Annotated in this window: 11 protein-coding genes and 3 pseudogenes; 7 read left to right on the plus strand and 7 right to left on the minus strand. The window is 70.4% G+C overall.

Translation table 11 applies throughout. The features are described 5' to 3' along the window. Positions 1 to 214: 214 nt before the first annotated feature. Positions 215 to 505: a hypothetical protein gene (locus ACTWJ9_RS21020; RefSeq protein ID WP_443294596.1), complete on the minus strand. Its 291-nt coding sequence runs from the start codon at positions 503 to 505 to the stop codon at positions 215 to 217. Positions 506 to 773: 268 nt separating this feature from the next. Between ACTWJ9_RS21020 and ACTWJ9_RS21025 the strand changes: the two genes are divergently transcribed. Beyond that, entirely contained in the window at positions 774 to 2930 is a 2157-nt protein-coding gene (locus ACTWJ9_RS21025) for a glycoside hydrolase family 9 protein (protein ID WP_443294597.1), read from the plus strand. Between the two features lie 314 nt (positions 2931 to 3244). Continuing rightward, a complete protein-coding gene (locus ACTWJ9_RS21030; RefSeq protein WP_279335793.1) occupies positions 3245 to 4582 on the plus strand; it encodes a jacalin-like lectin in 1338 nt (445 codons plus the stop codon). Positions 4583 to 5001: 419 nt separating this feature from the next. Here the strand turns inward: ACTWJ9_RS21030 and ACTWJ9_RS21035 are convergent, their stop codons facing one another. Continuing rightward, positions 5002 to 6360, minus strand: coding sequence for a S28 family serine protease (locus ACTWJ9_RS21035; protein WP_443294598.1), 1359 nt, complete (start codon positions 6358 to 6360; stop codon positions 5002 to 5004). A gap of 172 nt (positions 6361 to 6532) precedes the next feature. Between ACTWJ9_RS21035 and ACTWJ9_RS21040 the strand changes: the two are divergent. Together ACTWJ9_RS21040 and ACTWJ9_RS21045 are read left to right on the plus strand one after the other, a co-directional pair. Then, positions 6533 to 6826 (plus strand): annotated as a pseudogene (locus tag ACTWJ9_RS21040) (VOC family protein); the annotation flags it as partial. A 137-nt stretch (positions 6827 to 6963) separates the two neighbouring features. Continuing rightward, positions 6964 to 7134 (plus strand): annotated as a pseudogene (locus ACTWJ9_RS21045) (IS6 family transposase); the annotation flags it as partial. Here ACTWJ9_RS21045 and ACTWJ9_RS21050 read toward each other — a convergent pair. Next, positions 7131 to 7373, minus strand: a pseudogene (locus ACTWJ9_RS21050) (IS1634 family transposase); the annotation flags it as partial. The pseudogenes ACTWJ9_RS21045 and ACTWJ9_RS21050 sit on opposite strands and share 4 nt — an antisense overlap. A 296-nt stretch (positions 7374 to 7669) precedes the next feature. Between ACTWJ9_RS21050 and ACTWJ9_RS21055 the strand changes: the two are divergent. Then, positions 7670 to 8266, plus strand: coding sequence for a hypothetical protein (locus tag ACTWJ9_RS21055; protein ID WP_443294599.1), 597 nt, complete (start codon positions 7670 to 7672; stop codon positions 8264 to 8266). 337 nt (positions 8267 to 8603) lie between these two features. Here ACTWJ9_RS21055 and ACTWJ9_RS21060 read toward each other — a convergent pair whose 3' ends face one another. Further along, the gene (locus tag ACTWJ9_RS21060; RefSeq protein WP_443294600.1) at positions 8604 to 9017 is read right to left on the minus strand and encodes a hypothetical protein; all 414 of its coding nucleotides are present in this window, start codon (positions 9015 to 9017) and stop codon (positions 8604 to 8606) included. 324 nt (positions 9018 to 9341) lie between these two features. Between ACTWJ9_RS21060 and ACTWJ9_RS21065 the strand changes: the two genes are divergently transcribed. Then, positions 9342 to 9743 carry a HEAT repeat domain-containing protein gene (locus ACTWJ9_RS21065; RefSeq protein ID WP_388702404.1) on the plus strand — a complete coding sequence of 134 codons (402 nt, stop codon included), beginning with the start codon at positions 9342 to 9344 and terminating at the stop codon, positions 9741 to 9743. Positions 9744 to 9789: 46 nt separating this feature from the next. On the opposite strand, the gene ACTWJ9_RS21070 is transcribed toward ACTWJ9_RS21065, so the two are convergent. The 3 genes from ACTWJ9_RS21070 to ACTWJ9_RS21080 all read right to left on the minus strand — a co-directional run bounded on the left by ACTWJ9_RS21070 (position 9790) and on the right by ACTWJ9_RS21080 (position 12550). Further along, positions 9790 to 10227, minus strand: a complete 438-nt coding sequence (locus tag ACTWJ9_RS21070) for a glutaredoxin domain-containing protein (RefSeq protein ID WP_279335796.1) — start codon at positions 10225 to 10227, stop codon at positions 9790 to 9792. Between the two features lie 322 nt (positions 10228 to 10549). After that, complete coding sequence (locus ACTWJ9_RS21075) at positions 10550 to 11128, minus strand: nuclear transport factor 2 family protein (protein ID WP_443294601.1); 579 nt, start codon at positions 11126 to 11128, stop codon at positions 10550 to 10552. Between the two features lie 78 nt (positions 11129 to 11206). Beyond that, positions 11207 to 12550 (minus strand): MFS transporter, encoded by a 1344-nt coding sequence (locus tag ACTWJ9_RS21080; protein WP_387041365.1) that lies wholly within the window; start codon positions 12548 to 12550, stop codon positions 11207 to 11209. A 231-nt stretch (positions 12551 to 12781) separates the two neighbouring features. On the opposite strand from ACTWJ9_RS21080, the gene ACTWJ9_RS21085 reads away from it, so the two are divergent. Next, positions 12782 to 13561: an IclR family transcriptional regulator gene (locus ACTWJ9_RS21085; protein WP_279335799.1), complete on the plus strand. Its 780-nt coding sequence runs from the start codon at positions 12782 to 12784 to the stop codon at positions 13559 to 13561. The last annotated feature ends 122 nt before the right edge of the window (positions 13562 to 13683 follow it).

Raw genomic sequence — 13683 nt, forward strand, 5'->3', positions numbered from 1 at the left:
GGAAGGCGTCCGACCAGACAGGTTCCGCTTGCGGCCGGCGGCCTTCTTTACCGTCGCCACTCCAGCCGAAGCACGCCGGCTGTCGATCCGGTGCAGACGGCGGATGCCGCGGAGGCGGAGCCAGCGGTTGGTGTTCGGCAGGGTCGGGGGCTGGAAACGGAGCAGCAGCCATCGCGCCGGTTCCCGACCCTGCTGACAGCCGGACACACCGCGTCTATGCCTGCAGCCAGCGCCTCAGTGACTCGATCGTGTCCTCCGGTGGCGTGTTGAAGCACAGCCGGATCCAGGGCGCCTCCTCGGTGAGGACGTTGACCAGACGCTCGAACAGCAGGGTGTTCTCCGGCAGCATCCGTATGCCACCGCCGATCATCGCCAAACCGAACGTGTGCTTCTGGAGTTGCTCCCGGACGATCGCCGCCGCGCAGTCCGGCTTCGCCCCCGGGCAGGATCCGGAGACCCCCGACCCCGCCGAGGCGGCCCAGGACACGCCGGTCGCGCGCCGCACCGAACCCCCGGACGCGGCTCACCGGAGGCCGCACCGCGCACCGGCCCCCGCTCGCGTCGAGGACGTGCCAGGGGCGAAGACGGATCCTCGGCACCACCGCCACCCGCGTCGACGGCTGGTGAGCGACACGGGACGGAGCGGCACGGCACACGGAGGGCGGGGGCGCGGCAGGCCCCCTTCTCCCGCTCTTGAACTCGCACCCCGGCAGGTCCACCATGGGAGCGCTCCCAGCATCCGGGAGCCCCCCGCAGTGACTCAGGAGCCGCTCATGCCCACCTCCGTGTCGTTACGCAGGCGCAGAACCCTCTCCGCAGTCCTACTGGCCAGTTCACTCCTCGTCGGCGGTCTGCTGACCGCGCCGGCCGCGGCGGGACTCCCCGCCGCCGCGGCGGCGACCACGGCCGTCCGCGTCAATCAGGTCGGTTATCTGCCGGACGGCCCCAAGCGCGCCACCGTCGTCACCACGTCGTCGCAGGCGCTCACCTGGCGGTTGCGCACCGCGTCCGGCACGCTGGTCGCCTCCGGTTCGACCGTCCCGCACGGCGCGGACCAGGCCTCCGGGCAGTCCGTCCAGGTGGCCGACTTCTCCTCGCACCGGGAAACGGGGTCGGGGTACGTCCTGACGGTGGACGGCAGCAACAGCGACCCGTTCGACATCCGCGCCGACCTCTACGACGGCCTGCGCTCGGACGCGATGGCGTTCTTCTACCACCAGCGCAGCGGCATCGCCATCGAATCCTCCCTGGTGGGCTCCGCCTACGCGCGCCCGGCCGGGCACCTCGGCGTGGCGCCGAACAAGGGCGACACCTCCGTCCCCTGCCAGTCCGGGGTCTGCGACTACACCCGGGACGTCAGGGGCGGCTGGTACGACGCGGGCGACCATGGCAAGTACGTGGTCAACGGGGGCATCTCCACCTGGCTCGTCGTCAGTTCCTTCGAGCGGGCCAGGCGTGCGGGCACCGACGCGGCGCTGGGCGACTCGACCCTGCGCGTCCCCGAGCGCGGCAACGGCGTGCCGGACGTCCTGGACGAGGCGCGCTGGGAGCTGGACTTCCTGATGCGGATGCAGGTGCCCGACGGCAAGCCGTACGCGGGCATGGCGTTCCACAAGGTGCACGACGCGGTCTGGACCGGAATACCGACCCGCCCCGAGCAGGACGACCAGGTCCGTGAGCTGCACCGCCCGTCCACGGCGGCGACCCTGAACCTCGCGGCGAGCGCCGCGCAGTGCGCCCGCGTCTACCGGCCGTACGACGCCGCGTTCGCCGACCGCTGCCTGGCGGCCGCCCGCAAGGCATGGACGGCGGCGCGGGCCGATCCGGCCCTCTACGCGCCGGATTCGGACAGCACGGGTGGCGGGGCCTACGGCGACACCCAGGTGAGCGACGAGTTCTACTGGGCGGCCGCCGAGTTGTACGCGACGACCGGCGAGAGCGCCTACCGGGACGCGGTCACCTCCTCGACCTGGCACACTTCCACCGGCGCCTTCACCCGGTACGGCTTCGGCTGGGCGGACACGGCCGCGCTCGGCCGGCTCACCCTGGCCACCGTGCCCAACGGGCTGCCCGCCGCCGACCTGACCCGCATCCGCTCCTCGGTGACCTCGGCCGCCGACAGCCACCTGTCCACGATGGCCGGACAGGGTTACGGGATGCCCATCCCCACGGACGGGTACTTCTGGGGCTCCAACAGCGAACTCGCCAACAACGCGATCGTCATGGCCGTCGCCGGTGAGCTGACCGGTGCCGGGCGCTACCGCGCCGGGGTGCTCGAGGCGATGGACTACCTGCTCGGCCGCAACGCCCTCGGGCAGTCCTACGTCACCGGCTACGGCGAGACGTCCTCGCGCAACCAGCATCACCGCTTCTGGGCGCACCAGGCGGACGCCTCGCTGCCCAACCCGCCGGCGGGTTCGCTCGCGGGCGGCCCGAACAGCGCCCTGCAGGACCCGGTGGCGGAGGAAAGGCTGGCCGGCTGCGCGCCCGCCGCGTGCTACGTCGATGACATCGGCTCGTACTCCACCAACGAGGTGGCGGTCAACTGGAACGCCCCGCTGGCCTGGCTCGCCGCCTACGTCGCCGAGCGGACGTCCACCGGCGAGGAACCCACCGCGGCCTGCGCGGTGACGTACACGGTGGACAACGCCTGGAGCGACGGGTTCACCGCGACGGTGACCGTCAAGAACACCGGCTCGGCCGCCGTGGACGGGTGGCAGCTGGGGTGGAGCTACGCGGGCGGCCAGCGCGTCACCAGCACCTGGAACGCGACCGTCACCCAGAGCGGCACCGCCGTCGTCGCCCGCAACGCGGACTGGAACCGGGTGATCGCGGCCGGGGGGACGGCGAGTTTCGGCGTCCAGGGGTCGCTCAGCGGAAGCAATCCCTCCCCCACGGCCTTCACCCTCAACGGAAGCGCCTGCGCCTGACCCTCGGCGCGAACGGACAGGGGGACGACGGCCGAACGGACGGACGCCGCCCGGACCACCGGACCACCGGCCCGCCGCGCGTGCGCGGCGGGCCGGTGGTCCCCGCGACCGGAGCCGGGGACGACGCTCAACTGCCCCGGTGGTCAGCCAAGTCGACGAACGGGCAAAGGGTCGGCCGAGAAGCCCGTGAATGGTGTCCAAGCGGTTCACAAGAGAGATGGGGACTCATGAGTCTTTGCCGCCACGTTTGACATGTACTCTGCGGCTCCGCATGCCCCCCACCTGCTGCACGCACCCCCAGGAGATGCTCCCCCATGCGAAGACTCCTCGCCTGTCTGGCGGCCGCCGCCACCCTCGGCGGGCTCACCGCCGCCGCACCCTCCGCGTCGGCCGCCGACTCGGGCACGTTCAGCGTGCTCAGCTACAACGTCGCCGGCCTGCCCGGGAGTCTCTCCAGCGCCCCGACGCCCCGTGGGTCCAGCACCCCGGAGATCGGCCGTCGGATCGCGCCGTACGACATCGTCCATGTGCAGGAGGACTTCAACTACCACGCCCACCTCTACGCGGCCGACACCGCGCACGCCCACCGCACCCCGACCAGCGGCGGTGCCGGTATCGGCAGCGGACTCAACACCCTGTCGAAGGTCTCCTACGACGTGGACGACTTCGAGCGGGTGCGCTGGAACTCCTGCCAGTTCGACTCGGGTGACTGCCTGACCCCCAAGGGCTTCACCTTCATGCGCGAGCGGCTTGCCGAGGGCGTCTACGTCGACTTCTACAACGTCCACACCAACGCCGGGACCAGCGACGGCGACCTCGCCTCCCGCGCGGACAACCTCAACCAGCTCACCGCCTTCATCAAGAGCCACTCCGCCGGCAACGCGGTCGTCGTCATGGGCGACACGAACACCCGCTACACCCGCTCCGGCGACACCATCGCCGAGTTCGCCTCCGCCAACGGCCTCACCGACGCGTGGGTCGAGCTGATCCGCGGCGGCACCCCTCCCGCCAAGGGCAGCGCCGCGCTCGTCTGCGACCAGAAGCAGCCCACCGTGCCCAACACGTGCGAGGTCGTCGACAAGATCCTCTACCGCGGCAGCAAGCTCGTGTCACTGAACGCCACCTCCTACGACAACGAGCACGCCGAGTTCCTCACCAGCGACGGGCTCATGCTCTCCGACCACGCCCCGATCGCGGTCGGGTTCTCCTGGTCGCGCACCGCCGGCTTCCGGCTCAGCGACCAGTTCGGCGGCCCGCACGGCACCTACTTCAACGACATCGACAGCGTCCCCGCGTCGGCCCGCGCCACCACCATCGCCCTGCGCGCCGGCTCCCGCGTCGACCGGATGAGCATCACCCTGGGCAACGGCACCACGCTCGCCCACGGCGGCTCCGGCGGCACCGCCTCCTCGCTGACGCTGGGCAGCACCGAGTACGTGACCACCGCGTACCTGTGCCAGGCCAAGAAGGACGGCCACACCCGGATCTTCCACGCCAAGTTCACGACGAACCTCGGCCGCACCCTGGCCGGCGGTTCGCCCACGTCCGACTGTGTCACCCGCACGGCGCCCTCCGGCTGGCGGATCGCCGGATTCCACGGCCGCTCCGGCGACGAGGTCGACAAGATCGGCTTCATCTACACCCAGCACTGACCCCCGCGGTCACGGCGGCGTCCCGGCCCGGGGAGCCGGGTGCACCGCGCGCCCGGCTCCGAGCCGCTTCCGGGAGCCGAGGGCCGCGCAGCATCGGCTCGCCGGGCGACTGCGCAAGCAGGTTTCAGCTGCCACCCGTGCGAGAGCGCCGACGGGAAGCCGCGGGTCTCTGCTGCGCGTGCGGTGACACCAGTCGTCTCCAGCTTCGCCCTCTGGGGTCGTGACACCAGCACGACTGCACGGTGCCGTCGGACCACGTCGAGCCGGCAGCACCTCATTTCGTCAGGAGTTCGAGCCGAGCAAGCCAGGTGGGCCGAGTGAGCAGCCGGGTTCCACAGCCGCGGGAGTCGACCCGCGGCTGTGGAACCCGCGTGTTGCAGGAGATCCCCCCGCTGGGGCCTCCAGTTCCTTCAGGGCCCTCAAGCGCGGCCGGCCCAGCGGGTGAGCATGGCGGTGGCCTCGGTGCGGTCCGCGGTGGGGAGGTCGGCGATGGTGGTGTGGTGGTTGGCGCCGGGGACCCACAGGACGCGGGAGTCGTGGCGGCCGGGCGGGAAGGGTTCGGCGGTCGAGGGGTCCTGCGTGCCGTTGACGAACAGCAGGCGGGTGCCGCTGCGGCGGACCCAGCGGTCGATGTCCGGCATCGCGTCCGGGTCGAAGCGCAGGGGGATGTCGCGGGGGACGAAGGAGCGCGGCTCGATGGCGCCCGGGTGGCGCAGCAGGCCGTCCAGGTGGGCGGTGGGGACGTCGAGATAGCCCATCTCGGTGCCGAGCTGATACCAGTACGGGATGTACACGCGGGCGATCGCGTCGGCGTAGAGGGCCAGGCCCGCCGTGTCGTCCAGCCAGGTGTACAGCTGGTCGGCGGTGGCGTCCGGGCCGGGGACGGCGGCGAGGTCCGCCGCGCTGCCGCCGTTCTGCCAGAACATGAAGGGGACGCGCAGGACGGCGATCTCGAACGCCTTGTCGGCGCTGCCGACGATGCGGAAGGTGTCCCCGGCGGCGGTCGTCCCGGCCTCGTAGCGGGCGACCAGTTCCGCGCGGTGCAGCAGGAGCCGGCGCTGGGCGGTCCTGATCGCCTCACGGTCGGCGGCCGTGCCCACGGTCTCCAGGAAGCGGAGGTAGGCGGAGTCGTCGCGGTCGTCGACGTTGTTCGGGGCCGCGTAGGCCACGGTGCCGTCCACGTCGTGGGGGTGGAAGCGGCGGTGGTACACGCTCGCCATGCCGCCCTTGCTGCCACCGGTGGAGATCCACGCGCCTCGGTAGAGCCGGCGGAAGGTGCGGACGATGCGGTGGTGGTCGTCGGCGGCCTGGCGGATGGTCAGGTGGGAGTAGTCGTGGGCGCTGGGGCGTGAGGTGCCGAAGTAGCGGTGCTCGACCTGGAGCTGGTTGCCGCCCAGGAGGACGGTCGGTTCGGTGAGCCGGGAGGTGAGCGAGGCTCCGTACCCGGTGGTGAACAGGACGGTGGGGCGTTCGGCGGACGTGTGGAGCAGGGTGAGGCGCTGCTCGAACGTGCCGGCCGAGGGGTCGGTGTGGTCGACCGGCTGGCGCAGTCCGAGCACGAAGAAGCGGTGTCCCGGTGCGGTGTCCGGCCGTTCCTCCACGATCCGTACCCCCGGCAGGGAGCCCAGACGGCGCACGATGTCGTCGTCGGTGGCGGCGGGTGCGGGAGGTGTCCCGGTCAGGGCGTGGGCCGGGGCGGACGCCATCGCGGCGAGGCCGGCCGCCGAGGCCGCCGAGGCGGTCGAGAGCAGTAGGCGTCGTCTCGTCCAGAGGTGCATCGGGTGTCCTTCTCTTGGCGTCGGGTGCCTCCAGTACAGCCGTCGGACGCGGTGGAAAGATCCCGTGTGCGGGGGAGCCGTCTCCCCCGTAGAGGGGAGGAGAGGGGAGGTGCGGTGTGCGGCAGGGAGGGCGGTGGCGCCGGGAAGCCGATGACCTCGCCCCCGGGGGACACTCGGGTGGGGTGTCGACAGTGAGGCGCCCGGTGTGACCAACCTCGAACCCGTGGGCTTCGCCTACCCCGACCCCGTGGCCGTCTGCATCGACATCGTCGCCCGCCCGGAACCCAAAACGATGAAGAACCGGGTGCACCTCGATCTGGCCACCACCTCGACCGCCCATCAGGCGGAGCTGGTCGAGCGTCTGAAGGGCCTCGGCGCGACGCTCGCCGACGTGGGTCAGGGCGACGTCCCCTGGACGGTCATGGCCGACCCGGAGGGCAACGAGTTCTGCGTCCTCACCCCTCGCTGACCCTGAGCAACGGCTCCGGCCGTTCGCGGGTCAGCCGGCCGGGAGCGGCGGCCGGAGCGTTCGGGGTGGCGGGCGTGTGCCGGCCGGTCCCCGAGTGCCGGTGCACATGGTCGGAGTGCTGGAACGGTCAGTCGCGTGAGGTCGAGGAACCGATGCTCGAGCGCGGTGCGCTCGTCTCCCACGAGACAGTGCGCCGCTGGTGTAAGAAGTTCGGGCAGCCCCATGCCGGCGCGCTGCACCGCCGGCGGTCCCGGCCCGGGGACACGTGGCACCTGGACGAGGTCTTCATCAAGATCAACGGAGAGCTGATCAGCGACAGATCCTGTGAGCCGGCCGCGGACAGCGCCGATGCCGGATCGAGGAGCCGGGAGAGCGCGGCGGCCGGCCGGCGCACCGCCTGGCGGTCGAGTTCGTCCTCCCGCCCGAAGGAGTGCAGCACCTTCGTACGCGAACGTCCCACGGCCGGGTCCCAGTCGTTGTGGGCCGGCTGCAGATACCGGACCGTCTGCCCGCCCTTGTTCCGCCGGGACGGGAACTGTTCCACTTCGAGAAGAACCGCACCGCATGAAACGGTCACGCACAGCCACCGACCGTTGCCGGCGGCAGCTCAGTGACCCGGCCCTTCACTTCACCTGGTCCCTCGGCCGACGCGAGGGCTGAGCACCACAGGCCCCGCGGCTCGGATCGGCGCGCCGGTATGCGGTGAATGCTGCGTTTTCCCCTGGCTGGCCCCATGGCGTCACACCTTGACCATGTCTGAAGTGCCAGCTATGAGGGTCTTCGTTACGTTCGTCGCAGGTCGGTCGCCCGGCCGACGTCCGTGCGACAGAGAGAAGTGACATGCCCACGCGCACATTTGCTGTGGCCGCTGCCGGAGTAGGCGCGGCGGTCCTTGCAGCCACCGGTATCACCTACGCCTCGACCTCCGGATCCGCCCCGGCGTCCCCGTCTGTCCACCAGGCGGCCGCGTCTGCCCAACGGGCGGCCGAACCTGTCCAACGAGCTGCCCCTGCCGCGGCTCCCGCGAACGGCGGCAGCGCAAGCGGAGAGAAGAAGGACGAGGGCCGCGACCGCGAGGGCGGCGACCGTGAGGGCGGCGACCGTGAGGGCGGCGACCGTGAGGGCGGCGGACGCGGCTACGGCCACAAGGAAGAGGGAAAGATCTACTTCAACGAACGTGTGTACTCCGCCTCCGCTGAGGGCTGCGTCACTGCGGCCAGCGGACTGGGCTCCAGCAGCTTCAATGTTTTCAATGACAGCCGAAGGACTGTCGAGGTCTTCCGCGGCCTCACCTGTGACAACGGCGCTCCGGTCGCCACCGTGGGTCCCCACGGCGCCACCAATGGCGTTGTGACCCGTACCGTCCACGGGAGCCTGTTCGGCGACGATGGCGTCGTGGGCAGTTTCCGGGTGCTCGGCGACTACGACGAGTGGTGACAGCGCCGCCCGGAGCACAGGGAAGGTCCCGGCCCGCCGTAATCGGGCCACGTTCCCGGCTTCGTGGATCTACGTGGGGCAACGGCGGGCACCTGCGTGGACTTGATCCGCTTTGACCGGCTGCTGATCGCGCTCGATGGAGCTCGACTCGCCCATTGAGGTTCTCTCACTGGAGATCACTTCGAGTGGTTGTCGAGGACAAGGGCGGCGCGGGTGATCTCGCCGATGCGGCTGAGGCTGACGTGCTTCAGCGCGCGCCGGCGTTCCTCGAGCTCGGCGGCGGTGCGGCGGCCACTGCGCCGGTCCCCGGCCCTGCTGACGGCCGGTCACCTCTCGTTTACGCCTGGATCCATCGCCGCAGTGCCTCGATCGTGTCCTCCGGCGTCGTGTTGAAGCACAGCCGGATCCAGGGCGCCTCCTCGGTGAGGACGTTGACCAGGCGCTCGAACAGCAGGGTGTTCTCCGGCAGCATCCGTACGCCACCGCCGATCATCGCCAAACCGAAGGTGTGCTTCCGGAGTTGCTCCCGGACGGTCTCCGCAGCGTGGTCCGGAGAAGCGTCGATCAGGCACGGAACGGCATCGAAGCCCGCCTCGCGCAACGCCGCGTTCGCCGCCCCGATCCGGGCAGTGAGTGCCGCCTCGTCGACACCCTCGGGCATCCGGCTGTAGTCGAGCGCACTCGGATGCAGACCGATGGCCAGTACCTTCGTGTCGCCCGGCAGCGGAGTCGAGGTCGTCGGTCGGCCCATGGACGGTGTCCTCTCTGCTTGCTTCACGGTGATTTTCCCGGTGTATCACGGGAGGTGGGCAGAGGGGCGGCTCGGTTCGAGATCGGCAGATGATCTCGGCCGGCTGCTCCGGTACTTCAGCGCCCACGGTTCGCTGAGATGCGAGCGGTTTCTGAACGCAGTTCAGGTCCACAGACCTCGACGATTGATCCGTCGTGCCTGGCGAGAAACGGGTGCGGCCGCTCGCTCGGCCTTGGGGGCATGCGGGAGTGGCCGACTGACTCGGGCTTCTGGTCGTTTCGGCCCGGGGTCCGACCTTCTTCGGGGGCGTGAGACTGTCTGGTCGTGCCGGAGAAGAAGAGTGGGTCGGCGGCGGCCTTGGCCGAGGCGTCGTCTCCTTCGTGGTCGCAGCGGGCTCGTGCCGGGCGTGAGCTTGCTTCCTTCGCTGATGTCCCTGAGGCTGCGGAGGCGTTGATGGGGCTGCTGCTGGACGCCGAGGACACGGCGGTGACCCGGCAGACGGCAGAGGCTCTGACCCGGGTGGGGACGGTGGCGGCCATAAGGCTGATCGTTCGCGCGGCTGCCGAGGCCGACGACAACCAGGCCGACTGGCTGCAGACCGGGGTGCATGACGCGCTCGTGGAACCGGACGGTGGGGCGGATCCTCCGGCTCGGATACGCGGGCTTCTTCGAGCGCTCGGGATGACTGAGTTCACGGGTGACAGAGAGCCCGACACCCCGGGCTGAGGATGCCCCACCGGGTGGTCGGCGGATTCCGGGGCGCCGTTGCCGGTCACGCGGGAGGGGAGAGCTGTTCGCGTACCCATGCGGGGTCGGGGTTGGTGTGCGGGCGGCCTGCCACGACGACGGTCGGTACGGTCTCGTTGCCGTCGTTGGCTTCCCGTACCGCCGCCGCTCCGGCCGGATCGCGCCAGATGTCGACCCAGTGCAGTCGACGGGCGCTGCGGCCCAAGCGGATGCGCAGGCGCAGACAGTACGTGCAGCCCGGGCGCCAGAAGACGATCGGTCGGCCGTCGGCCGCGCTGCGGCGTTGTGCCTCCAGCGCGCTGATCGACCTCGGGAAGATCAGGGGCGAGTTCAGACAGGCGAACAGTGCGAACAGCAGCAGGAGTGCTGCGGCTGTGCCGGGGCTCCCCTTGAAAAAAAGCCTGGTTGAGAGAACCGAGCCGCAGAGCACCAGCAGCACCGGCAGGATCCAAGCACGCGTCATGAGGACGCAGACTATCGATGAGGGGACGGGCTGTTCGAGCCGGCCGAGTAAGCAGCCGGGCTCCACGGCCGCGGAACAGCTCCCGTGGCTGTGGAGCCCGTGTGTCGCAAGGTGCCCGTCAGGCCCTTCGGGAACAGGCGGCCCAGCGGGTGGGCACGGCGGTGGCGCCGGGAAGCCGATGACCTCGCCCCCGGGGGAAAGGGCGAGGCCATCGGTGCTCATGGTGGTGGGGGTTCCCTCACGGGGCCCGTCCCGCGGTCGGCGGGGCGGTGGCCGGATGCGAGACCACCGGATACGGGGCCGCCGGACACGGGACCAGGGGTCACTCGGGCTGCAGTGGGCCGCGGCCGAACATCGAGAGCACCTGGTAGCTCTTGTCCTCGGGGCCGGGTGCGCTCATCTCCATGGCGAACCCACCGGTGAACAGGTCCCGGTCCACGGGGCGTTCGTGGATCCAGTCCCGGATCACCTCGCGGAAAGTGATCTTCCAGACGCCGTCGCGTTCCTCGTACCGGTTGAACGTGCGGCTGGCGGCGATCAGTTCGCGTGACGGGTCCCCGAACCGGTGGTACGAGAGGCGGTGGGTCTCGCCCTCGGCGGTCTTGCCGTCCACCTTGTACCACTCGTTCAGCAGGTAGTGGGTGGTGTTCTCGAAGCGGGGCTTGAACTCGTCGATGATCCAGTTCACCCACTCGTCCACCCCGCCCTCCTTCATGTCGCCCAGGCGGACGAAGGCGTCCTCGAAGTAGATCGATTTGAGCAGCTGGGCGTCACGCCGGTCGATCCCGCGGCAGTAGGCGACCTCGAGGTCGTGCAGCCGGTCCTTGACCTTCAGTTCCCGCAGGAGGCGGAGGTCCTCCTCGGTCACCAGGTCGGCGGGGCGCACTGCGTCGTCGGTCATTGTTTTTCTCCCTCAGGTGAGGATTCAGGCAGGTGGGGGGACGTAGGTGGGGGCGCGTACGACAGGGTGCGGTCCCCGTCACGCCTCGAGTCGCCGGCCGGTGCGGTCCGGGAGCAGGCGGATCGCCACGGTGGAGATCAGGATCGTGAGCAGGCCGTAGGCGGTGATCAGCAGGGTTCCGTTGTCCGAGATCTGCATCAGCCACGTCGCGAGCAGGGGCGCCGGTGCGGCGAACAGCATGTTTCCGCCGGTGAGTCCGAGGGCCGATCCGGTGTACCGGACGGGGGTCGGCAGCGCCTCGGCGTAGAAGGCCCCCTGGCATCCGGTCATGAACTGCACACCGCACAGCGCACCCGTGATGGTGAGCGCGGCCATCCACCAGTTGCCCGTGTCGAGGATCAGGAAGAACGGGACGAGGAAGGCCAGCAGCACGGCGAGACCCGTGTAGAGGACGCGCTTGCGGCCGATCCGGTCGCTGGACCAGCCGCCGAGCAGGCTGGCCCCGATGGAGATCGTGTTCGCGACGACCATCAACCCGAAGGTGGAGCTCTTGTCGAAGCCGAGCTGGCCCGTGAGGTAGCTGATGGCGAAGGTGACGGTGATGTAGTACAGCGCTCCCGGCGCGGCCCACGCGAGCACCAGCAGCATCACGGTCTTCCGGTGCTGCTTCAGCAGCCCGCGCGCCGGCTGCTCGCTCTTGCCCTCGTTGGCGAGGAAGGCCGGGGTCTCCTCGACGCGGTGCCGGATGTAGTAGCCGACGGCGATGAGCGCCACGCTCAGCAGGAAGGGGATCCGCCAGCCCCAGCCGGTGAACTGGTCCTCGGTGAGCCACGCGGCGAGTCCGGTCAGGGTGAGGGTGGCGAGCACCTGGCTGATCGGCGATCCCACCGACATCAGGGCACCCGCGAGACCGCGGCGCCGGCTCGCCGAGTGCTCCATCACCATGAGCTGCGACCCGGTGTGCTCGCCCCCCAGGGCGAAGCCCTGCAGGAACCGCAGTGTCACCAGCGCGAGCGGGGCCACCATTCCCACCGTGGCGTAGGTCGGCAGCAGACCGATCAGCACCGACGCCGCGCCCATGAGCAGCAGCGTGAACATGAGGACGTTCCGGCGGCCGAGCCGGTCGCCCAGCATGCCGAACACGAGGCCGCCCAGGGGCCGTGCCACCAGCCCGACCCCGAAGGTCGCGAACGACGCCAGCAGCGCGGTGCCCGGCGCGAGGTCGGGGAAGAACAGCTGGGGGAACACCGTGGCCGACAGCGCGCCGTACACGGAGAAGTCGAACCACTCCAGTGCGGAACCCAGCGCGCCGCTGACGACCGCGCGCCGGGCGGTGGGTGTCCCGCTCCCGGCCTCCGGGCCCTTTGGTGCCGTGTCCGGCTGGGTCGCTTCGGCCTGCCCGTCGAGTCCACTGACTCTCATTGCTTCACTCTCCTCGGTGTCCTCACTGCGCGGCACGTCACACGAGCCGACCGGCGGTTCACGCCTCAACGGTCACTTACGCCACGGGCAGGCAAGGGGGTGGTCTCGCGCCCAGGAGTCCGCGTCACGCAAAGCCACTCGTTCGAGTCTGCGTTCGCCTGCGGATATCGAGAGAATCCACTATCAGGGAGTGGCTAGTCAATCATTCCCTGTATGTGGGAACATCAGGGCGTGAACACTCTTCAAACTGTGGACAGGGCGCTTCGACTCCTCGCACTGGCGCAGCGGGAGCCGGTCGTCACCCTCGCCCGCGCCGCCGACGAACTGGGTGTGGGAACCTCCGTCGCCCACCGGCTGCTGGCCACCCTCGAGGCGAACGGCTTCATGCGGCGCTCACTCGACGGTCCCGGCTACCGCCTCGGCCCGGCCATGACCAGCGCCCGCCCCGCCCACGCCGACACGGACTTCACCCACCTCATCCAGGACGACCTGCTCGAGCTGCAGGCGGCCACCGGCGAGACCGTGGAGTTCGCGGTCCTCGAAGGGCAGGCGGTGCGCTACATCTACGGCATCGCCTCACAGCACCACATGCGCATCGAAGCCCGCGCGGGAACGATCCTCCCCGCGCACACCTCGGCCTGCGGACGGGCCCTCCTCGCCACCCTCACCACCGAGCAGCTCCGCCGGATCTACCCGAACGAACCCCTCCCGCAGGCGGTGAAGACCACCACCCCGACCCGCACGGCCCTCGAGGCCGAACTGGAGAACGTCAGGCGGCGCGGCTACGCGCGCAACGTCGAGGAGACCCAGCCCGGCATCGCGGCACTCGCGCAGACCCTCCCCACCCCGCAGGGATACCCGCCCATCGCCATCACCATCTCCGGGCCGCAGGCGCGCCTCTGCTTCACCCGCGAGGACCCCCGCACCCCGTCCGAGACGGCACTCACCCAAGCCCTGCACCAGGCGACCCAGAAGATGCAGGCGAAGCTCACCTCGAAGCTCCAGCACTAGCCTCACCGGCATGGGGAGCAGGCGTCATGGTGATCGAGGCCGTATCCCTCTGATCAGCGGAAACGGGATTCGGCGGCATCGTCCGACACCGCCCGGGGTGATCTCGCGGGCCCTCGTCAGGC

The organism is Streptomyces sp. GDS52 (assembly GCF_052246875.1).
Classification (GTDB): Bacteria; Actinomycetota; Actinomycetes; order Streptomycetales; family Streptomycetaceae; genus Streptomyces; species Streptomyces cathayae.